A 22,460-nucleotide genomic window follows, 5' to 3' on the forward strand; every position below is an offset into this window, starting at 1 on the left:
GCTACTTCCAGAACCCTAATCATGTTCAGTGAAGGTGCCCTATGACAGACCTGTCTCCCATTCGCCGGATTGTTACCGGCCACAATGAACGCGGAAAAGCGATTATCAGCAGTGACGGTATCACCCCCACTGTTTTTCAACTTCCAACCATACCCGGCATTGTGTTTCACGAAGTCTGGAATACCCAGCAAACCCCCGCCATTATTGACAACGGCAGTGACCCGACCAGCAAACCGGTCACATTGCAGCCGGCACCGGGTGGCACCACCATCCGGGTGGTGGATATTCCTCCTGACAGCGTACAAAACAGCATCTCCGAGGAAGCCCTGACAGATGCCTTTGCGGATCTGGGTGCCAGCCATGCCGCTGACACCCAAACGAATAAGCGCCACAAAATCATGCATCGCACCGAAACCATCGACTACGGCATTTTGTTATCAGGAGAACTATGGTTGGTGGTGGATGAAGGAGAGGTACGGTTGAAGCCCGGTGATATTGTCGTGCAGCGAGGAACCAATCATGCCTGGAGCAACCGTAGCGAAGAAACCGCCCGCATAGCATTTATTCTGATCGACGGCGAATTTGCAGACGAAATCCGCTAACCACTCAGGCACCGGTTCAATACGCCGGTGCTTGCACTGACTCACAGCCAGACTTAAAGAAACAATAAAGCCACTCCCCCAGACTCTGTTCAAACTTCAGTAAATACAGTAACGTCTGACCCGTCGGTTCCTGGCCAAGCAGTTAACTCCCGGGATCTAAGGGGTCTCTGAAAAACAGGAATAGTTTTAATGCAGGCGAGGAAGCACCACTCGCAACACCGCAGTTTACTGAAGTAAATGAGGATGTGAGACTGGGGCTGACAACGTCCTGTGCAAAAATAGTCCATTTTTCAGAGGTTCCCTAAACCAAGTTGCTATGAAGATATAATGGCCGACCACTTCTACTGTTGTTTATTGTCCAAGGAAAACAATGAGACAAGCTGTTTACACCTTGTTATTTATCTTAGCTCTGCTATTCAGTGGGTATTCCCATGCTCTGTGTGCGGACAGCACCGAAACCGATATTACCAAAGAGTACCGTCTGCTGACCGCCAACAAACTGTCGATCAGTGGTGTGTTTTATCTGGAACTGGTACAGGGTGATTCCTACAAACTGGAAGTCCTTACCAAACCCTCGGTTATGGAAGCATTTAAATTCAGAACCAGCCGGGATCGGCTGACAATTACCCCCGGACGCTGTAAAAACGATCTTATTTCCTACCGGCTGACGGTGATCCATCTTGATGAAATGGATCTCCAGGGCAGCTTCACGATCAATACACCATTACCGCTGGAGACCGAAAACCTGGAACTGGATATCAGTGGTGATGTGCGTGGCCATATTCGGGCTAAAACCAGCCTGATTGATATCTCCACCACCGGAGATGTGCTATTGGAAGTCAGCGGCGAAACCGATCATCTACAACTGGCCGTGCTCGGGAACGGCAGTATTGATGCCGCTCGGTTAAAGGCTAGAACCGCAAATCTCAATATCTGGGGTAATGGTATTGAAACCGTGAATGTCTGGGAGTTCCTGAAAGTACTCGCCCGCGGCAGCACTCTGGTACAGTACTACGGTCATCCGTTATTGGATCAGACCATCCGCAATAATGCCTATATCCGCGCGCTCGATGAGTAATAACGCCTGAAGCCAAGCTTCAGGCAATTTCTGCTCCCCCCTGGGAAAACTGCAACTCCGCCAGACGTTGATACAACGGCGAATGCTGTACCAGTTGACCATGCTGCCCCTGAGCCACTACCCGTCCCTCATTCATCACCACGATACGATCAGCATTGATGACCGTTGCCAGCCGATGGGCAATGATCAGTGTCGTCCGGTTCTGCATCAGCGCATCCAACGCCTTTTGCACCTGATGTTCGCTTTCCGCATCCAGTGCTGAGGTTGCTTCATCCAATAACAAAATCCGGGGATTATTCAGAATCGCTCTGGCAATAACGACGCGTTGTTTTTGTCCGCCACTGAGTCGAACACCATTCTCACCCAGATAACTGTGATACTGCTGTGGTAACTGACGGATAAATTCATCTGCGTAAGCAGCTTTGGCAGCCGCATAGACTTCCTCATCGCTGGCATCGGGCCGGCCATAACGGATATTGGTCATAACATCAGTACTGAACAGGACCGGCTGCTGCGGAACCAGCGCCATTTCCTGGCGCAGTTGCTGCAGGTTAAGTTCGCGGATATCTACATCATTCAACAATACCTGCCCCTGCTGGGGATCGTAAAACCGTAACAGAATCTCAAACAGCGTGGATTTACCGGCACCACTGGGCCCCACCAGCGCAACCGTTTCCCCGGCTTTAATATTTAGCGTCAATTCGTGCAACGCATGCCGGTCTGGCCGGCTTGGATAGTTGAAGGTCACCTGATCAAGCTGCAAATGGTAGTCAGGGGTGGCTTTCATTTCCCGGACACGCTCGGGCGACTGAATCAGCGATTCAACTGCGAGTAACTCCAGCAACCTTTCGATAGCACCGGCCGCACGCTGCAACTCCCCCATCACTTCAGATACGGATGCCACACCGAACGCCACCATAATCGCGTAAAACACAAATGCCGCCAGATCTCCTCCCGACATCACTCCGGCCATGACATCACGCCCACCCACCCAGACCATCAGACAAATCGCCCCAAAAGCCAGCAGCAATACCGTGGACATCATGACCGAGCGCTGACGTATCCGCTGTCTGGCGACATCAAAAGCCTCTCCCACTTCTACTCCAAAGGCCTTTTTCTCATAGTCTTCACGGGCATAACTTTGCACGGTTTTGATCTGCTGAATGATTTCACCGGCATAGGCACCCACATCAGCAACCGTATCCTGGCTTCGCCGCGCCAGCACCCGAACCCGTCGGCCAATCACCAGAATGGGGACCAACACCAATGGGACCGCCGCAAGCACAATCAGTGTCAACTTGAAATTGGTGATCATCAGCATGATCAGTGCTCCAACCACCGTAATAACACTGCGCAACGCCCAACTCATACTGGAACCGATGATCGACTGCAGTAGCGTGGTATCGGTGGTCAGACGCGAGGTAATTTCACCGGAACGATTTTCCTCAAAATAACTGGGGTGCAGGTGAACCAGATGATTGAACACGGCCTGGCGAATGTCAGCGACCACTCGCTCTCCCAGCCAGGTCACCAGATAAAAACGGACAAATGTTCCAGCCGCCATACACACCACCAACACCATCATGAACAACAGCGTCTGATTGAGAGATTGCATGGATGCTGCCAAAAACCCTTGGTCGATGGCCATGCGAATCCCCTGCCCCAAGGTCAAAGTGATCGCGGAAGTAAATACCAGTGCACACAAAGCCAGCACCAGTATGGTTTTATAGCGGGAAACAAACGGCCAGATTTTCAGCAGCTGCAGTAAACCAGCCCTCGATTGGGGGGAAGAATCAGACATGAAGCGGGTACCTGTGTGGAGAAGCTCAAATCAGCTTTGACTGTCGATATGGTGCCCAGGTTTGATCAGCACAAGTCCTGTTATTTGGGTACGAACCGCATTTCCGTGAATTCATGCTGTTTGATGATGTTCGTATCCAGCCACTGATGCCGGAATTTACCATCAGCATACAATTGTGCCTGATCGCGATAATGCGCATCCATCAGAACACCTGACTGACCCGTCGGGTTAATTCCCCAGCTCACAGCCGGATCAGCAAAATCAATGACTCTCCGGGTTGAGGGTGCTGAGCGAACGCGGAAATGATCAGCCCGAAGATCAAAACCCAGGTTATTGACAGTTTCGATACCTCCGTTGGCTGGAAACGGACCTACACTGAAAATCTTCGACAACAGAGGAACTCTCGATAACGCATGAGGATGTTCCAGAACCGCAACGTTATGCCATTGCCAGTCACGCAGTTTGCTGCCATAAATCTCTGTCAACCGGGTAATGGCGGCCTTCCAGCCTATGGCCAGAATCTCTTCTTTGGTCTGCTGGCCGCTACGGCCGCGATCATCCCACCAGGGAGACTTCGGATTATCCAGAACCCGCCACAACGACCGATCTGCCAGAAAACTCTGCGCAAATAAATCATAAAATCCCGGGGTCAGGTCATCTTCAAAAATCTGCCGCTGCAGCTGCTGACGCCAGAAATAATACAAAGACGGTGCGATGGAATCGGGATTGTGCCGGCCATCCCAGGCCATCAGGAATTGGGCAAGCTCAATTTCACGGGCATTGAGCAGACCAGGTCGCCGGTTCAGCAATTGATCCATCTCCCGTACCAATGCCAATCCGGTTTCGGATACGTCATCCAGCAACAACGCCTTCATGTCTTCCGCGGTATAGCGTTGATCCGGCTGGAGAGATTTTACGATCCGAACCGCCCGGTCCCGGGGCGCAAAATAGCCCGGAATCAATTTCCCTGTCACAGCTCCAGGCTGATTGTTGGCAGAATACACATAACCACGCTCCGGATTCACAGACTGAGGATTGTGATCAAAATCCTGATACCCGACCGGATCATCCTCGCCGCTGGCACCATTGAGAATCATTTTGCTGTTCACATGATCGGGCCTGATCGGCAGCCGGGCAGCAGCAAACCAGGCGTAATCACCCTGTTCGTTGCCATACATAATACTCAAGCCTGGCGCATGGATCAGACTGGCAGCTGCACGGGCTTTAGCAATCGTGTCGGCCTGCTGCAACTGATAAAACGCTGCAAACAAGCCATTACCTGGTTCCAGGAATTCCCAATCCATGGCAATACTGCCGGCAGAGGGATCCAGAGGTTGAAAAACATCACTGACGATAGGCCCATGACGACTGACTTTCACGTCAAACTGCACGTCCTCACCGTCTTTGACCGAGATGACCTCTGGGTAAATCTCATAATCCTGCCACTGATCCCGATAGCGATACTGGCCAGCATGATTGACGTCTTCAGTTTCGTAGTAAAAATCGATGTCATCATTTTCAAACATAGTCATTCCCCAGGCATGGGAACGATTATGTCCTAACAGAGGGAAGGCCAGACCCGCCAGAAAATGACCATAAATATCCAGACCTGTCGCCTGTAGCTGAGCCTCATACCAGACGGATGGCTGACTGACACCAATATGAGGATCATTAACGAACAACACCTTGCCGGATGCGCTCATACGCGGCCCAAGTACCCAGCCATTACTGCCGATAAACGTACCGATGCCCGGAACCTGCACCAGTCCGCGCTGTACAGATGCCAGCACATCCACTGGAATCACTTCCGTCGTGGAACCTGCAGAAGTCGCCAGGTCAGCCAGATAAGTATCTCCCAATTGCTGAGCGACATATTGAACAACCGGATCCTCATGATTGGCCTGGGCAAAAGACCAGCTCATATAACCGGCAATGGATGCCATGTCCACCAATGTGTAGGGCTGGGAGGGAATATCCAACAAATCAAACTCTATCGGTAACCGTTGTGCTTCGATGAACTGATTCACTCCACGAACATAGGCTTGGAGGCTCTCAAGCATGTCCGGCTCCATAGTTTTCTGCATTTCCGCCACCCAGTCTTCGGCATGTCGTTGCAGCCCCAGTGTTCGAAACAAACGGTCAACCGGCACCAGCGATGACCCAAGTATCTCTGCGAGCCTTCCCTGCGATAGACGCTTTAACAGTTCGATCTGAAACAATCGGTCCTGCGCATGAAGATATCCCAGAGTCTGATATGCATCCTGAGGTTTATCGGCCTTGATATGAGGAATGCCCCAACGGTCAAATACGACATTCACCGAACGGTTCAGGCCAGCCAACTCGACTGTTCCGCTCCGATCCGGTAATCGGCTATACAGTATCAATCCGAGTGCAAGAGCAACGATGACCATTAACGACAGCAACACAACTATAGTTTTTTTCAGCATTGTTATTGTTCTTTTGATCAGCTAATCGACGTACCAACACAATATGATACGCTCATGGTTAATCTGACAACGGATTATGAAAACAGCATACAGAAAGACAACGTTTCAGGGACGCTCATCATACTGAGGCAAGTCATCATGAATATCCTCCCATTCAGCCTTTGACCCTACAAAAATATGAGTACCTGGTTTAGTGGTGATGGGAGTATCCAAAGTGCCGATACGCAGACGCAAGACATCCGGCATTCCCGGACGCCGACTGTAGAGAGGTGAACCACATTTTTGACAGAAAACACGAAATACACCGGGAGTGGATTCATATTCTGCAACAGTGGAATGATCATTAATGAAATGAAATTCAGATGTATTGACCGCGGCATTGGTAGCATAAGCAGTACCGTTCGCCTTACGGCATTTTTGACAGTGACAGATCATGATATCACCCAACTCACCGTCAATCTGATACTGAACAGAACCGCATAAACAACTACCTTTTAGCACGTCAACCTCCTCAGCCTCACTTTCATTCACGCTTAATATCAACAGCATACCGCAAAACATGAGACAAAAAGAACAATTATTATTCTGAGCCTACAGGTAAGGAATTTCATCTGAATCAATGATCACAAACAGCGAATTTACCAGGTAAGATCGAGCTGAAAGATGCACGATATATCAACGGACGCTAAAGATTTTATTCATTGAACATCAGAACCTTTTCACCGATACACGATAAACAAGGCTTTTTTCCATCCAAAATAATCTGACAGCAATATCTGTCCGGCAAAAAGAAGCTCTTATCGATATTGACTGAAAAGACTGAACCGTTTCAGACTCCGATTATCAATATTGCGTTGTGCGGTCTTTCAGGACCAACCCCGAAAGGCATAAAACCCTGGCGATGCTCATATATTGTCAAACGGTAAACATAATAATAATGTCATTCGATATTGAGCTCAGGACCACAATCGAAAAACGCATAAAGCCAAACGATCAGACTGGTGAAAGGCATAGTTTCGAATGGGAAGAGCCTGTCGCTCTTCCCGGAGGTTAACCACGCTCAGCGACCGGATCCCGTCAACTGAATGATATTGTTTGGAAATTCCCGGCTTTCAACTTCTCTGGAGAAATCCCGGGCCACCTCATGCACGGTTTTCGTGACATGCGCATACTGCTTGGAAAATGGTGGCCAGTAATCCCCCAGGCCCAACGCATCATTGATCACCAGAACCTGACCATCACAATCCGGTCCTGCACCGATACCAATGACAGGAATATTCAGCATGGCAGTAATCTGTCGGGCCAGATCATAAGGGATATGCTCCAGCACCAGCATGAACGCACCGGCATTCTGAATGGCCAGAGCTTCATCTTTAATCCGCTGGGCTTCAGCATCTGTGCGCCCGACCCGGGCAAAACTTTTGGCAGTCTGAGGCGTCAGACCAGTATGACCAACCACCGGAATATCATGCCGTGTTAACTCGGCAATCACGTCGAGCTTTGGTCCTTCCAACTTGACGCTGTCAGCACCTGCCGCCATTAATCGCCGGGCACTGGCCAGTGCAATTTCTGGATGGCTATCGGTCATATATGGTAGATCACCAATGACGTGCGTATTGGGGGCACCACGACGAACAGCCCCCACATGGTATTCCATGTGCTCGATCGTCACATGACGGGTACTGTCAAATCCCATCTCAACCATGCCCACGGTATCTCCAACCAGCAGGATCGGAATCCCTGCCTGTTCGAGGCTGCGGGCCACAGGGCAAGTATAAGCCGTCAACATCGCAATCGGCTTTTTGCCCTTCATCTGGACAAACGTTTGAGCTGTTATTCTCATAATTTTCTCTCCTGTCATGTTGATTTATTAATCCGTCTGCAACAGTGCCGGACTAATAACTGCGGTAGCACAACGTACCGCCAATGAACCAGGTCCGATGCGAGTCGGACCAATAGCAATCAGTCCAAGAACATCGGAATAGCAAACATACACAAAGAAGCCTAAGCAACTTGTGACAGGCCATATCTGCCATCGGCTGAAAATTCTACTCCGGGTATTGCATCATTGGGAGTGTGATTATCCCAGCGGCAATAACGAAATCGTATTTGCACCAGAACTGTAATACATTTTTTACAGCTGACAATGACATAAGGTGGGATCGAAAAATCCAGCCGATCGCCTGAATCTCATAAACCTCAGGCCGGTCTGGAATATTTGAACTGCCAGGATTGAATCCCCTGGCAATATTTCTGGTCTTGACTGTATTGGCTTTTTAATTCAACAGCTTATAAAAATACACCGTTCCATCCAAAGTCCCTGCAGAACTCAATGCGAACTGCGGAATCTGCCCCGCTTCAATGTACTCAAGCTTACGATACAAATATGAGGCCGTATCACCAACCCTGGTATCAAGAACCAGCAGGTCACGTCCCAATTCCCGGGCTTGTTGTTCCATATATTTCATTAACTCTTTACCCACACCCTTGCCACGTTCGCGGGTATGTACCATCAGCTTTTCCACCTCAGCCCGATGCTGGCCATTGGCTTTGCCACACAATGCCAGCTGCACCACCCCAGCCAGATTTCCCTGCTCCATGGCGACATACATTTTGCGCTCTTTCGATGAGAGTTCCTGACTCACCTGCCGCCAATATGCCGCCGCGTCATCCGCAGCCAATGGCGCGATAAAGCCAATCGATGCACCGCTTGCAACTGCATCAATCAATAACTCCACCAATTGTTGTTCAAGACCAGCTATACTGACAACCTCAGAAATTTCCATCGAACTCCCCTAATATTAAAAATCATCGAACATCTGTTCCAGGCTTAAAATTAACCGGCAAAGCAGGTTGCATTGATCGACAACACCCTATGTCGCTGCCTTACCTGAATATAAACCGTGATACATCAGATACGGTTAAACGCATCACTCAACACTATGAAATTTCTTTCAATATAAATGCGCCTCAATCACCGTACATCAACTGTATATATCGGATGGTTTGTTAAAGCTATAGCTGCCCTAATGTTTTCGCATATTGATCTTCAATCACAAACATATGTTCCGAAAATAATCAGCCAATGGCTGGCAACCACCGTAATGACTTTAACGCTAAAAAATCATCCATATTTTTCCTGAGCGTGAAAGATAAAAATACATATTTCGATTACACTTCTAAAAGTCTTCTCTTAAGTTTGCTTCTCTCCCAATGACTGATACCGCCGTTCCCAGGATCCAAACCAAAAAACAACTCAGGAAAACCCTGAACATATCGCAAAAAGAAGCCGTGGCATCGGCTGCGATGACAGCTACCAGTGATAATTTTCTAAACCCCCTGGCCATTTTTTTCCAAGCAAGTGCTCTGCAAATGTCCTGGCTGACGGCTTTTCCGCAACTAATTGGTGCATTGTCACAGTTATTGTCAGTATGGCTAGGATCCGTACTGCCACGCAGACCTCTGGTATACATTACAGCCTTTATTCAGACTGCCGTGGTCATGGCCATTGCCGCTCTTGCATTGATCAATCCCGGAACTGCAGTGCACTGGCTGCTGATACTTGCCATTTTGTACCACAGCAGTACCAATATCATCCAACCTCACTGGCGTGCGTGGATGGGACAGCTGGTACCGGCCCGCAGGCGTGGTACCTTTTTTGCCGCCCGCACACGACTGACCATGGCCACATCGGTACTGATTTTCCTCGGTGGCGGAGCGTTTTTGTCACTGAGTGAAAAAGCCGGAATTTCCTGGATTGGCTTTGCAATATTGTTTGCCGTTGCCGGTATCGGGCGTTTTTTCTCATCCCGTTATCTGTATTTAATGCATGACCCTGCTGCCAAACTCATCAAATCAACTACTATAGTCAGCGGAACCTTCAAACAGATGATGAGTTCGATGCAGGACAAGGACTTTCGCAACTACTCATTTTTCATCGCCGGAATGCAGGGCATGGTAGCAATCTCAGCACCTTATTTTGCTGTATACATGCTAAGGGATCTGCAATTCACTTACTTCGATTTTGCTATCAACAGCATCGCATCAATTCTGACTCAGTTCATTACGTTGAAATTTTGGGGCAAAGTCAGTGACCGCTTTGGCAACCACCTGGTTATTATGATTACCAGCATAATTATCATGATGCTGCCTCTGCTATGGTTGGGCTCACCTTCCAAACTGTACCTGATTGGGGTACAGATCATGGCTGGCCTGGGCTGGAGTGGATTCACACTGTCAACAGCTAACTATTTGTATGATATTCGTCCCCATCGAAGCAACTTTGCCACTTATGCAGCGGTACAGTCTGCCATCGCAGCAGTGCTGGTTTTCTGCGGCGCATTATTTGGCGGCTGGGTAGCCGAGTTCTCGGCAAATTCCACTTATCTGCAAGAGCATCTGCGCAGCACTTTGTTAATGGTATTCTGTGCCAGTTCATTCATGCGAATTCTGGTCGTGATCTGGTTTTTACCAAAGCTCGCCGAACCTAAAATCCGTCATCGCCCACAGGTATTGCAACTGGTACTGAGGGTTTCGCGATTTAATGCCATTTCCGGAATGGTGATGGATTGGTTAACCGTTACATCCAAGAAAAAGAATCAGAAAAAAGACAGTGACAAGCACAAAAAATAGTCACAGATTAGAAGTAATTTAAAACCAGGGAGAAGCGTTCCAGCCTCTCCCGGTATGGTTCACGTGGATCAAAGCAAAACGCTCAGCTCAATCCACCTCGCCCCAGACAGCAAACTCACTACCACCAGGTTCGACAAAGTGGAAACGTCGGCCACCTGGAAAACTGAAAATATCCCTGACGATTGTGCCACCTGCCGCACGGACCTTTTCCTCCGTCTGCTCAAGCTGATGACTGAACAACACAATCAAGGCCGCTCCGTGGCTGGTCAGAGAACATTGATCTGACTTAAAAAAACCACCATCCAATCCCTGGTTCGAAAACGCGCTGTAGTCCGGGCCATAATCCGTAAACTCCCAACCAAACGCCTGATGAAAAAAAGACTTGGTTGCTGTCAGGTCACGGGAGGGAAACTCCACATAATTGATTTTTTCGTGTTGATCCACGGCAATTTCTCCATTTGTAGGTCGGGGCCCGTGTACTTATTTTATCAAGCCGGTTCTAACTAAAAAACGACAACCATAGTGCCCATCATGAGGTTTAGTGATTTTCTAAACGAGTGAAATGTCATACAGCCTACAGCCTTTTCCAGTCAACCCCTTTGGACTAAAACCGATAAAATAAGCATAGACAACCCCTGAATAGTGCATCAAACCTATACTGTATACATTAGCCAGGGAACATCAACAAGATGACCAAAATCCCTTGCCGCAGCTCTGTTTTTTTTCACAACAACTCACGCTGTCAGCTCACTATACATACCGAATTTTCCCAAATTGGCAGAGACCAACCAACACAATAGCCGTTATGAAACTTTTCAGGAAATTACCACTGGTTTGAGTGGGTGTCCCTTTATTCTGTGGGTGTCCCTTTATTCTGGTGTCCCCATACATACCGAATTCTCCCAAATTGGCAGAGACCAACCAACACAATAGCCGTTATGAAACTTTTCAGGAAATTACCACTGGTTTAAGTGGGTGTCCCTTTATTCTTACAGTGGGTGTCCCTTTATTTTATAACTCAAATAGGCACAAAATTATTGTCTAAAAAAAACGGCTTCTATATTCAGAAACCATGTTTGTTAAGTTACTGTGAGTTTCACCCTTTTGAAGCGCTTACATATTTACGCCAATTATGCTGTTCTTTAAACCCCAGAACCTCACGTATCTTGCGATTTGAAAACAACGCCTCGTGCTCTCCCATTTCCCTCGTAAATGGCACACCCGGAAAAAAGCGTTCTGCTAACTCTTTAGTAGGGATAATTGCTCCATTGTGATCATTTCCAGCATTAAACACCTGAAATCCCAAACCATCCTTTTGCAAGCATAAATCCACAATCTGCCCCAGATCACGGGCATCAATATAACAAAAAGCATTTCTTCGACGCACTTCGGGATATTTAAAATAATTTGGAAAACGCTCGGCGTATTCATGAGGCTCAATAACATTACCAATACGAAGCGCATAAATATCAAACCCCGAACGACGCTGGAAACTGCGGGCCGTTTTCTCATTCACCACTTTAGATAACCCATAGCTATCCATAGGATCGACATCATAATCCTCTTCTAATGGCAATGAATGCGGATTGGTTTTTCCATCAGAAAAACAAACACCATAAGTCGTCTCTGATGACGCAACAATCACTTTCTTGATGCCAAGCTTAACAGCCGCTTCGATCACATTGTAAGTGCCCATGGTATTGACCCGAAACGTTTCGTTATCAGGATTAATTAAAATACGGGGAATAGCAGCAAAATGCACCACTGCATCAAACGCTGGTACACCATTACCAGGCTCAAGCTCGTCAAAACCGGCGTAAGAGGTCAAAGCGTTAAACACTTGCCCCGAATCTGTGATATCAGCAATTAAGTTATCCACGCCTGGGAGATCAAGGGCCACCAAGTCGACATTCAGCACTCGATGACCTTTTTCAAGAAGATATGCAATGACATACTTCCCGGCCTTACCTGATCCGCCTGTAAATAAAATTCGCTTGGGATTCATATATTTACCTCAATCCGATTGGCTTACTTGTCAAAGGAATATACTTCATCTTTTTTGAGGATCTGTCGACATTAATCTTGCCAAGATCCATGTCCATGAAGAATTAAAAAGCCATAACCTCAAACTATCGAACACCTGTTTTCAGTACAACACATTGACGTAAAAACCGATTATAAAAGTCAAAGATGGCATTTCATATCTCCTCAATGGGACACCCATGTGTAATTTGATTTTTCGAAGGACACTCACTTTTTCCTCTTTCCAAACATACGAATCAAATCCTTGCTTCGTTTTTTAACAACTGGCATTATTCGATACTGTATATTTATCAGGATACTGCCATGGCCCGATCAAGGAAGTCGCAAATATCACTCGATGCCACCCCGTACTATCATTGTATCTCCCGTTGTGTCCGGCGGGCCTTTCTCTGTGGTTTCGATCCTCTCACTCAAACCAGTTACGAACATCGCCGTCAATGGGTCGAAGACCGCTTGTTATGGCTGAGTGAGATTTTCGCCATTGATATCTGTGCCTATGCCGTCATGACCAACCACGTGCATGTAGTGCTCCATGTTAATCTCAGGCAAAGCGAACAATGGTCGATGGAAGAGGTTATTACCCGCTGGCATCGTCTCTACAAAGGCGTTCCCTTGAGTCATCGTTACCTTAACGGTGATCGTTTCTCTCCGGCTGAAGAGAAAATATTAATGACATTGGTCGAACAATGGCGCGAAACATTAACCTCCATCAGTCGTTTCATGGCGGTGTTAAACGAAGGAATTGCCCGCCGAGCTAATCAGGAAGATCAGTGTACCGGCCGTTTTTGGGAAGGCCGGTTTAAATCCCAGGCATTATTGGACGAAAAAGCACTCATGGCCTGCATGGCCTATGTCGACCTCAATCCCGTCCGCGCTAACATCGCTTCCACTCCTGAAACCTCAAAGCACACCTCAATTTACAGACGTATCCAGTCCATCCAGAACAACCGTCAACAACCGAGTGAGCTCATGCCATTTATCGGTCACATCAAACAAGAGATGCCGGAAGGCATACCTTTTCCGTTCAAAGATTATCTGGAACTGGTGGATTGGACCGGACGAGCCATGCGGGAAGACAAACCGGGATTCATTGATAACCAACAACCACCGATACTTACACGTCTGGATATCTCGGAGGTGCAATGGCATCGTTTGACCCAACGTTTTGAAAAACAGTTCAAATGTTTTGCCGGCCAAAAGTCATCGTTTGAAAGAATCAAAGACTGCTTCAATCTGAATCGAATGCCGCCCAATTTGTTGGCGGGTTAATCAATTGACACGAAAATCAAACAGACCCAATACTCAAGATTTCAAGGCAACCTCCACATTTTTCACGGCCCCTTAAGTCGTAGTCTATCTTCTCGTTTTAAATTGCATTAATCGCCGAGGCTACTCTATGACTCGAACGGTATTTCGTGAGCTTGTATAAAGTCATATAGCGTAGCTGATTGTTCATCACTGAAATTATGCTGCAATTGAACATGCACACCATCTTTCCCACCGATGCCATTTGAAGCGAGGGAATATCTTGCTTCAGAACAGTCCAACACCGTTCATACTTTGAACAACCGAAAGCAGCTTCCACTCATCACCCAAATCCTGTCCTCTAAAGACCAGATCACCATTATCCGTGATTTCTGCACTTAGAAATCTGTAATCGCCAGGGCTCTGCTGTTCTCATAAAGCCACTTTTTATTAGTGAATAGATCAAACATAGTCGCAATCACGTAAACGAATCAACATCACAAAAGCTTATGGTTTTCAAAAATAGACATTAGCCATTGCAGATGCTGAGCCATAAAACCATCAAGGAAAATTAGCCACATTTGTGGAGTCAGTAATGAACAGAACCCAAAAACACCTAAACTCTGCGCCGCCACAATGGAGTTTGAAAAGGATTATCGACTCGAACTTGGCTCCGAATACCGCTCTGGTTAACTAACCGGATACACAGATATCCGCCATTCAATCCACATGCAAACAGCAACCAATGTTCCATACCCATTGAACGCTGTGTCTGTACCAGCCTTAAACCTTAACGTTTTGACATAGGATGATCAGACTTTAACTGCAACAGATCCCACAGATTTCCATACAGATCCTCAAAGACTGCCACCGTTCCATACTCCCGTTCCTCAGGATTGCGGATAAAGTTAATGCCGATGGATGTCATATAGGTATAGTCCCGCCAGAAATCATCGGAATTCAGAAACAGAAATACCCGCCCTCCGCTCTGATTACCGATAAAGTCATGCTGCTCCGGCTTAGATGCCCGTGCCAGCAATAACGTGGCACCGTGTGAGCCCGGTGGAGCAACGACCACCCAACGCTTATCCTGTTCCGGCTGATATTCATCAGTGATGAGTTCGAATTTCAATTTGTTCACATAAAAATCGATCGCTTCATCATAATCTTTAACAACTAACGCAATATGTACGATGCTTTGTTTCATTGGGTGTCTCATAAATTTTGCGAAATGGGTGTCCTGGATATTTCCTATCAGATGAGTGTCCCTCATATATGTAGTGCGATATGGACGATATTTTGTTTCATGGTTTTCCTCCAGAAATACAAGGTACTCCATTATATTTTTATATATTTGAGTTGTGTGGATTCAATGACAGGTCAATATGGGAACAGAGTCCAGGCCAATGGTTATTCGCAGGAACGTCAGTATATGTTTTGCTGCTACGCTAATTTGCGTCGTACCGGGACCAGACTCATCCTGTTGAACAGACCCGGCAGAATCCTGTGCTGTTAATCCGCCAGAATCTCATCAACCGCAGTCATCTGATCATCCGTAAGCGGGCCAGCTTCCATCGCACCGGCCAGCTCGTTAACCTGTTGCACACTGCGAAAGCCGGGAATGGGGATCGTTAATTCACTCCGTTTCCATAACCATGCCAACGCGCCCTGGACAGGAGTACGGTTGTGACTGGTTAAAATGGACCTTAATGCATCAAATTTCTGCAACAATTCGGGTTTTGGTTTGCCATCCCTGAAGTAACCCATCCAATCAGGATTGACACTACGAACATCTTTTACGCTGATTTGGCTGGTGTCATCATACTTGCCACTCAATAACCCCATAGCCAGTGGCCCACGGATAACTGCTGCAAGTTGCTTTTGCTCACAAAATGACATCATTGAGCTGGGTGTGAGGACATTGAATTCAAACTCATAACCAATGCAATTGGGAAAACCGGCAAACACTTCTGCACGAGCCGGAAAATCAGTGCTCCAGCCAAATTTCAGAATCTTGCCTTTGGTAACCAGCGACTCCAATGCCTCCGCAACCTGATATGCCTGTTCAGCAGGATAATCATTAAGATGAAACCAAAGTAAATCGATGTAGTCCGTATTCAAGCGTTTTAAGCTCGCTTCAACTGCATTTTCTATGTATGCAGGCTCAGCATTCTGACCAAGCATTTGCCGGCTGGGTTCATCAAATGTATTGCCAAACTTAGAGGCAATAATAATTTTACTTCGATGTTGGGCAATAGCCTTCCCTAGCAAACGTTCACTGTGACCGGCTCCGTATACATCGGCGGTATCAAAAAAATTGATTCCGGCCTCCAGGCCGGCATGAATGGCTCTGATCGATTCATCGTCATCTACATCCCCCCACCCTTTAGGCTCGGTGCCAGCCCAAAATGGCCCACCAATAGCCCAACAGCCCAGGCCTAAAGCACTTACATCCCAATCTCCCATGCGTCGTGTCATTTGCATGTCTATACCCCTCGTTGTTGATAAGTGACACCAGTGTAGGGTTCGGGTTATTTTTAATAAATACGCCACCTAAGAACTAATTGTTTGGAAATACGAACAGTGAATATTAAAGCTATAGCCGCTCTTTCCGCTGTCGCAAAATATGGCAGCTATACCGCCGCAGCCAATGCCCTGGAGTGCTCGAAAGCTTATCTGAGTGAACAGGTAAAGCTGCTGGAGGACAGTTATGACATTCAACTGGTATTACGCACCACCAGAAAGGTCTCCCTGACACCGGCCGGAAAAGAGTTTATCGGTCGTTGTAACGCAGCCTTCGCGCAAATACAGGAAGCCGAAGACCAGCTATTAACTGAACAGACTCAACTCAGTGGGCTCATTCGAATTGCGTCCATTGGCGGCATTATGGGTGAGGAGCTTATCGCGCCGGCAATCTATCAGTTCATGACATCGCATCCCAAAGTTGAGATTGAATTGAACTTCAGCTCACAGAATGTCGATCTCCTGTCTGGTGATTACGATCTGGCGGTTCGGTTAGGTGAATTGAAAGATTCAACGCTCATTGCCAGACGATTATTGAGTTACCGATTACTGCTGGTTGCGAGCCCAGACTATTTAGAAACGTTTACTGAACCTCATCGCCCTCAGGAATTGAACTCCCATCGCCTGATCACCGGAACCATCAGCCAATGGGAATTCATTAAAGGTCGTCAGAAAGAGACTTTGACACCATACCCGGTATTGCATTGTGGCAATGGCAAGGTCATGTTGAATGCGGCGTTGAACGGCCATGGCATTACCCGCCTGCCATCGATTTACGTTGAACCGTTTATCACATCAGGACAACTCATCTCAGTATTACCGGAGTGGACAGAAAAAACGCTGCAATGCCATATTCTGTACCCACCCGGGCGGTATCGGCTGCTCAGAGTTCAGAAACTCGTTGAACACATGCTCGAGACGATCCCTCAACTGATCGAGTAAAACCGCCGATACGACCAGACTGAATTCAAACACCTTAACGGCACTGTTGAGATCAACGTATTCGTGGGTGTTCCTTATATCTGTGGGTGTCCCCTATATATATTTAAGTGGGTGTCCTACTTCCCCCACATCAGTGTCCCTTATAAATGAAGATGGGTGTCCATTGTCTATTTTTTATCAATCAGGCTGGATGGCGGTTAACCATCCCAGCGTAAGTCTTCGGGCACTTGAACGTCGGGGCGTTTTTCCGGTTTGGGGGCGTAGCCTTTGCGCCATTGGTTCAACTGATAAACGTAAGCGAGTATTTGTGCCACTGCCAGGTAAAGACCTTCCGGAATTTCCTGATCAATCTTGGTGAAGTGGTAGATGGATCGAGCCAGCGGTGGAATGGTGATAATCGGGATTTTGTGCTCCTTGGCAATTTCCTTGATTTTCTCGGCCATCAAATCAGCGCCCTTGGCCAGCAGTATCGGCGCGGCATTTTCTTTGGGTTTGTATTTCAATGCCACTGCAAAGTGGTCGGGGTTGGTGATGACCACATCAGCATCCGGAACATTGCTCATCATTTTGCGCTGGCTCATTTCCCGCTGCATACGACGGATCCGGGCTTTTACCTCTGGTTTCCCTTCGGTGTTTTTGTACTCGTCTTTAATCTCCTGCAAAGTCATGCGCATTTTTTTCATGTGTGAGCGAATCTGAAAAGGTACGTCAATTAATGCAATCAGCAGTGTAGCGCAGGATATCAGGATGAATGACCAAAGGATGATCAGAGCCAGGTGGTGTACCCCCTCCCCGACACTTTCAAACAACAGGCTGCGGATATCTTCCACTTTCAAGGTCACTACAAGGGCTGCCCCCGTCGCAACAATCAGGACTTTGGCCCACCCTTTCAGTAGCTCCACCAGTGAGTTAACGCTGAACATGCGCTTAAGACCACTCAATGGATTAAGACGATCAAATTTCGGCGCCAGTACTTTGGAGGAAAAGTTCCAGCCACTTAATAAAGTCGACCCCAGGACAGCCGCCAGCAAAAGGATGGCAAAAATAGGTATCAGTACGATGAAACCATCAGCAATGGAACGTTCGAAATGGGCAAACAGCATGTTGGGATCAAACGCAGCCTGTTTATCGAACGAAAAATTAAAGCGTGCTATTTCAAGCACTTTTGTGGAGACCTGCGCGCCAAAAACCAGCAATGCAATGCCACTGGCGATCAAGACAATCGCTGTCGCCAGTTCGCGGGATCGCGGCAGTTGCCCTTCTTCCCGCGCTTTTTCAAGTTTTCGCGTCGTGGGTTCTTCTGACTTGTCCTGACCGGAATCGTCTTCTGCCATTACTCAGATACCTATGGAATAAATACGATATTTTTCATCATGTCTGTCAATTCGAGCATGTGTGTCCGAATCACCGACAACACCCCGGAAAAACTGAGCCAAAGCACAAACAGTCCCACCACCATGGTCACCGGAAAGCCTAGCGAAAAAATGTTCATCGCCGGCGCGGTACGGGCCATGATGCCAAAAGACAGGTTAACCAGCAGCAAAGACGCCACCGCCGGTAGTGCAATGGAAATGGCGGAGGCAAACATCCAGCCTCCCCACTGGGCCAGCTCAAAGGCACCCTGCTCAGAAATAAATCCCTGCCCTACCGGTAGCGTGTAGAAGCTCTCTACCAGGACTTCGAACACCACCAGATGGCCATTCATGGAAACGAATATCAGTGTCACGATAGTCAGAAACCACTGCGACAGAACAGTAACGGACACTCCATTGGCCGGATCGACCATGGAGGCATATCCGAGTCCCATCTGCATGGCAATGGTCTGGCCGGCCAAAATAAACACCTGAAACAAGGTCAACGCCAGAAATCCAAGCGCAAAACCGATGACAAACTGGTGGGCAATGATAACGATGTTGGTCAGCGCCAGCGCTTCGATATCCGGCATTTTGGGCAGTACAGGATACAACATTAATGTGGTAATAAGGCTCAGCAGTATTCTGATCGGCACCGGCACCAGCCGTGACCCAAACAGCGGAACAATCATGAAAAAAGCGGTTATCCGGAAAAATGGCCAGAGGATATGACTGACCCAGCTGGATATTTGCGCGTCGGTAATTTCAATCATTCCGGGTTATCCAATAATAAACGGCAAGTCTGTCAAAATTCCGTTGAAATAGCTGACGACCTTATCAACTACCCAGGCACCGGCAAAAATGATCATCAGTATGGTTACGATCAGGCGCGGCAGAAAACTGAGCGTCTGTTCGTTAATCTGAGTGGCTGCCTGAAAAGTTGACACCACCAGGCCCACCAGCAGACTTGGCGTAATCAGCACCAATACAACAATCAGTACAATCCAGAAAGCTTCCTGAAACAGATCACCAATATAGTTAACGTCCATAAAAGTCTCCTGCTAGGTCCCGAAACTGGATGCCAGTGATCCCATGATCATGGCCCAGCCGTCCACCAGCACAAACATCATGATTTTGAATGGCAGCGAGATGATGATCGGGGACAACATCATCATCCCCATGGCCATCAACACTGACGCCACAATCAGGTCTATGATCAAAAACGGAATGAACAACAAGAAGCCAATCTGAAAAGCGGTCTTCAATTCAGATGTAACGAATGACGGCATGAGTATATTCAATGGCACCTGACTGGGATCGGTATAACTGCCTTCCTGCCCGGCAATGCGGATAAACATATTGAGGTCGTCTTCGCGGGTCTGTTTCAACATAAACTCACGAAATGGCACGACCGCCCGGTTCAATGCTTCCAACGGCTGAATATCTTCATTCAAATAAGGTTGCAGAGCGGTCCGGTTCACTTCGTCCAGCACCGGCGACATGATGAAAAATGTCAGAAACAGCGCCAGGCCGATAAGGATCTGATTCGACGGTGTTTGCTGCAGACCAAGTGCCTGCCGAAGGATGGCAAAGACCACAATAATCCGGGTGAACGAGGTCATGAGCATGAGTACCGCCGGGATGAAAGTCAGCATGGTCATGATCGCCAATATTTGAATACTGACGGTATATTGACCATTACCCTGAGCATCCTGGGTATAGGTGATGGCGGGAATTCCCAATGGATCAGCCGCCCGGGCAAATACGGGCAGCATTAAAAACAATATGGATAGGCCAAAAAGCAGAGGGCTTTTTAATCCTTGAATGTATCGTCGCTGGTGTTTTTCCACTGATCCGAACCTTTTAAAACCTGTTTCAGTCTGTCCGAAAAAGTGGGAGTGCCGGCTTCTGAAGCCGATGTATCCAGGGGTTCATCAAATTCTTTGAGCAGGTTGATCTGATGCTGGGTAACACCGAGCAGCATCTGTTTGCCGCCTGCCTCAATCAATATCAACTTTTCTTTGGTTCCCAGGGATACTGCGGTAATAATCTTAATTTGTCGGTTGTTAAAACTGACACCGCCACTAATCCGTCGCACAAACCAGGCACACGCAAAGATAAGGCCAATTATAAAAATCAACGCGATGGCCATGCCGGAAAGATCAATTGCTGGAGCAGTGGTGTTCATGATTTAACCTTTTATCTGAGGCGCTGTCGTTAACAGTGATCATGTTACCGGGATTATCTGAAGACGATAACCCCGGCTCACCTCATCTGACCAAGGGACACAGGCCGAATCATCTCAGACGGCTGATCCGTTCCTGCTGACTCACGACATCGGTCAGGCGGATACCAAATTTTTCGTTCACCATGACCACTTCGCCATGGGCAATCAAGGTGCCGTTGACCAGTACATCAAGTGGTTCACCGGCCAATCGGTCCAGCTCTATCACTGAGCCCTGATTAAGTTGCAGCAGATTGCGAATGGGAATCATGGTATTACCAACTTCCATAGAGATGGTCACTGGAATATCCAGGATCACGTCAAGGTCTGGCGAGTTGATACCATTACCAGCGTTTTCTTCCCTCAACTCTTCCAACGGGGCTTTCTGCGCTTCATCTTCGTCATCGTCGCTTCCGGTTTCTCCGGCTTCTTCCATGGCCGCTGCCCACTCATCCGCCAGCGCGGCATCATCGGATTGTGACGATACCTCATCAACCAGCGCGTCAACGTCTATATCGTTATCCGGTTTTTGATCATCAGCCATTTTCGACCCCTTGTTTTATGCCTCGAATTTGTAATGCCAGTGCATTGTTGTCTGCTTTCAATCTATGTACCGGACGATCCATTTTTAATGCCAGAAATTCTCTCGACTGTCCCAGAACCGCGTGATAAATCGGTACATTGTTCGCTCGTACCACACAGGTTTTGGGCAGCTCAATTGGAATAATATCGCCTGGGGCGAGATCCACCAGATCGCGTAACTTGATTTCACGTTCAACCACCGTGGAATTGATCGGCACTTTGGCGTCCAGAATGTCTTTCTGCAGCGACTGAATCCAGCGCTCATCGACTTCATCGACATCCGATTGCACACCGGCATCCAACACTTCGCGGACCGGTTCTATCATGGAATACGGCATGGTGATATGAAGGTCACCTCCGCCACCATCGAGTTCTACGTGAAAAGTACTGACCACCACCACTTCTGATGGACTGACAATATTGGCCATCGCTGGATTGACTTCACTGGAGACGTATTCAAAATCCACGTCCATGACCGCGCCCCAGGCCTCTTTCATATCGATGAAAATCTGAGACAGCACCATCTGCACCACCCGGATTTCTGTGGGGGTAAATTCCCGTCCTTCGATCTTGGCGTGGCGGCCATCACCGCCAAAAAAGTTGTCCACCAGCTTGAACACCAGTTTGGCGTCAAGAATAAACAGCGCCGTGCCCCGCAGGGGGCGAACCTTAACCAGGTTCAGACTGGTCGGCACATAGAGAGTATGTATGTACTCACCAAACTTCAGAATTTGTATCCCACCGCTGGCAACATCGGCACTGCGACGCAGAAAATTGAACATACTGATACGGGTATAACGGGCAAAACGTTCATTAATCATTTCCAGCGTCGGCATCCGGCCACGAACAATACGGTCCTGGCTGGTAATGTCGTAGGGCTTGACGCCATCAATATCAAGCGTTTCCTCTTCTTCGACCGCTCCGTCATCAATACCATGTAACAGGGCATCAATTTCGTCTTGGGATAATAAGTCCTGCACGACAGTGTC

At 47.8% G+C, this 22,460-nt stretch carries 21 protein-coding genes; 5 read left to right on the plus strand and 16 right to left on the minus strand.

Translation table 11 applies throughout. The annotated features are described in order from the left end of the window. Window positions 1–41 precede the first annotated feature (41 nt). Window positions 42–602, plus strand: coding sequence for a cupin domain-containing protein (locus YC6258_RS19095; protein ID WP_044618337.1), 561 nt, complete (start codon window positions 42–44; stop codon window positions 600–602). Window positions 603–972: 370 nt separating this feature from the next. Then, window positions 973–1,680: a GIN domain-containing protein gene (locus YC6258_RS19100; RefSeq protein ID WP_044618338.1), complete on the plus strand. Its 708-nt coding sequence runs from the start codon at window positions 973–975 to the stop codon at window positions 1,678–1,680. 19 nt (window positions 1,681–1,699) lie between these two features. Here the strand turns inward: YC6258_RS19100 and YC6258_RS19105 are convergent, their stop codons facing one another. The 5 genes from YC6258_RS19105 to YC6258_RS19125 form a co-directional block, all read right to left on the minus strand. After that, the gene (locus tag YC6258_RS19105; protein WP_044618339.1) at window positions 1,700–3,481 is read right to left on the minus strand and encodes an ABC transporter transmembrane domain-containing protein; all 1,782 of its coding nucleotides are present in this window, start codon (window positions 3,479–3,481) and stop codon (window positions 1,700–1,702) included. A gap of 80 nt (window positions 3,482–3,561) precedes the next feature. Beyond that, window positions 3,562–5,928, minus strand: a complete 2,367-nt coding sequence (locus YC6258_RS19110) for a penicillin acylase family protein (protein WP_044618340.1) — start codon at window positions 5,926–5,928, stop codon at window positions 3,562–3,564. 105 nt (window positions 5,929–6,033) lie between these two features. Next, window positions 6,034–6,429, minus strand: a complete 396-nt coding sequence (locus YC6258_RS19115; protein ID WP_144407697.1) for a GFA family protein — start codon at window positions 6,427–6,429, stop codon at window positions 6,034–6,036. Between the two features lie 559 nt (window positions 6,430–6,988). Continuing rightward, window positions 6,989–7,771, minus strand: coding sequence for a 3-methyl-2-oxobutanoate hydroxymethyltransferase (panB, locus tag YC6258_RS19120; RefSeq protein ID WP_044618342.1), 783 nt, complete (start codon window positions 7,769–7,771; stop codon window positions 6,989–6,991). A gap of 433 nt (window positions 7,772–8,204) precedes the next feature. Continuing rightward, a complete protein-coding gene (locus YC6258_RS19125) occupies window positions 8,205–8,714 on the minus strand; it encodes a GNAT family N-acetyltransferase (protein ID WP_044618343.1) in 510 nt (169 codons plus the stop codon). Window positions 8,715–9,141: 427 nt separating this feature from the next. Here YC6258_RS19125 and YC6258_RS19130 point away from each other — a divergent pair, with 427 nt between their 5' ends. Then, window positions 9,142–10,560 (plus strand): MFS transporter, encoded by a 1,419-nt coding sequence (locus tag YC6258_RS19130; protein WP_044618344.1) that lies wholly within the window; start codon window positions 9,142–9,144, stop codon window positions 10,558–10,560. An 87-nt stretch (window positions 10,561–10,647) separates the two neighbouring features. Here YC6258_RS19130 and YC6258_RS19135 read toward each other — a convergent pair whose 3' ends face one another. Further along, window positions 10,648–11,004, minus strand: coding sequence for a VOC family protein (locus YC6258_RS19135; RefSeq protein WP_044618345.1), 357 nt, complete (start codon window positions 11,002–11,004; stop codon window positions 10,648–10,650). Between the two features lie 652 nt (window positions 11,005–11,656). Continuing rightward, window positions 11,657–12,565 (minus strand): NAD-dependent epimerase/dehydratase family protein, encoded by a 909-nt coding sequence (locus tag YC6258_RS19140; protein WP_044618346.1) that lies wholly within the window; start codon window positions 12,563–12,565, stop codon window positions 11,657–11,659. 341 nt (window positions 12,566–12,906) lie between these two features. Here YC6258_RS19140 and YC6258_RS19145 point away from each other — a divergent pair, with 341 nt between their 5' ends. Then, a complete protein-coding gene (locus tag YC6258_RS19145) occupies window positions 12,907–13,872 on the plus strand; it encodes a transposase (protein WP_044618347.1) in 966 nt (321 codons plus the stop codon). A 766-nt stretch (window positions 13,873–14,638) separates the two neighbouring features. Here the strand turns inward: YC6258_RS19145 and YC6258_RS19150 are convergent. Next, a complete protein-coding gene (locus YC6258_RS19150) occupies window positions 14,639–15,055 on the minus strand; it encodes a VOC family protein (protein ID WP_044618348.1) in 417 nt (138 codons plus the stop codon). Between the two features lie 305 nt (window positions 15,056–15,360). Further along, a complete protein-coding gene (locus YC6258_RS19155; RefSeq protein ID WP_044618349.1) occupies window positions 15,361–16,332 on the minus strand; it encodes an aldo/keto reductase in 972 nt (323 codons plus the stop codon). Between the two features lie 99 nt (window positions 16,333–16,431). Here YC6258_RS19155 and YC6258_RS19160 point away from each other — a divergent pair, with 99 nt between their 5' ends. Next, window positions 16,432–17,313: a LysR family transcriptional regulator gene (locus tag YC6258_RS19160; RefSeq protein ID WP_052830415.1), complete on the plus strand. Its 882-nt coding sequence runs from the start codon at window positions 16,432–16,434 to the stop codon at window positions 17,311–17,313. A gap of 197 nt (window positions 17,314–17,510) precedes the next feature. Here YC6258_RS19160 and flhB read toward each other — a convergent pair whose 3' ends face one another. The 7 genes from flhB to fliM form a co-directional block, all read right to left on the minus strand. Then, entirely contained in the window at window positions 17,511–18,647 is a 1,137-nt protein-coding gene (flhB, locus tag YC6258_RS19165) for a flagellar biosynthesis protein FlhB (RefSeq protein WP_044618350.1), read from the minus strand. A gap of 11 nt (window positions 18,648–18,658) precedes the next feature. Next, window positions 18,659–19,438, minus strand: coding sequence for a flagellar biosynthetic protein FliR (gene fliR / locus YC6258_RS19170; RefSeq protein ID WP_044618351.1), 780 nt, complete (start codon window positions 19,436–19,438; stop codon window positions 18,659–18,661). 6 nt (window positions 19,439–19,444) lie between these two features. Then, window positions 19,445–19,714, minus strand: coding sequence for a flagellar biosynthesis protein FliQ (fliQ, locus tag YC6258_RS19175; protein ID WP_044618352.1), 270 nt, complete (start codon window positions 19,712–19,714; stop codon window positions 19,445–19,447). Between the two features lie 12 nt (window positions 19,715–19,726). Then, entirely contained in the window at window positions 19,727–20,440 is a 714-nt protein-coding gene (gene fliP, locus YC6258_RS19180) for a flagellar type III secretion system pore protein FliP (RefSeq protein WP_044620213.1), read from the minus strand. 38 nt (window positions 20,441–20,478) lie between these two features. After that, window positions 20,479–20,853 carry a flagellar biosynthetic protein FliO gene (gene fliO / locus YC6258_RS19185; protein ID WP_044618353.1) on the minus strand — a complete coding sequence of 125 codons (375 nt, stop codon included), beginning with the start codon at window positions 20,851–20,853 and terminating at the stop codon, window positions 20,479–20,481. A gap of 109 nt (window positions 20,854–20,962) precedes the next feature. Further along, entirely contained in the window at window positions 20,963–21,433 is a 471-nt protein-coding gene (gene fliN / locus YC6258_RS19190) for a flagellar motor switch protein FliN (RefSeq protein WP_044618354.1), read from the minus strand. Next, entirely contained in the window at window positions 21,426–22,451 is a 1,026-nt protein-coding gene (gene fliM, locus YC6258_RS19195) for a flagellar motor switch protein FliM (RefSeq protein ID WP_044618355.1), read from the minus strand. Before fliM ends, fliN begins: the two co-directional genes overlap by 8 nt. Window positions 22,452–22,460 lie beyond the last annotated feature (9 nt).

Origin of the sequence: Gynuella sunshinyii YC6258 (assembly GCF_000940805.1) — a bacterium.
GTDB classification, from domain to species: domain Bacteria; phylum Pseudomonadota; class Gammaproteobacteria; order Pseudomonadales; family Natronospirillaceae; genus Gynuella; species Gynuella sunshinyii.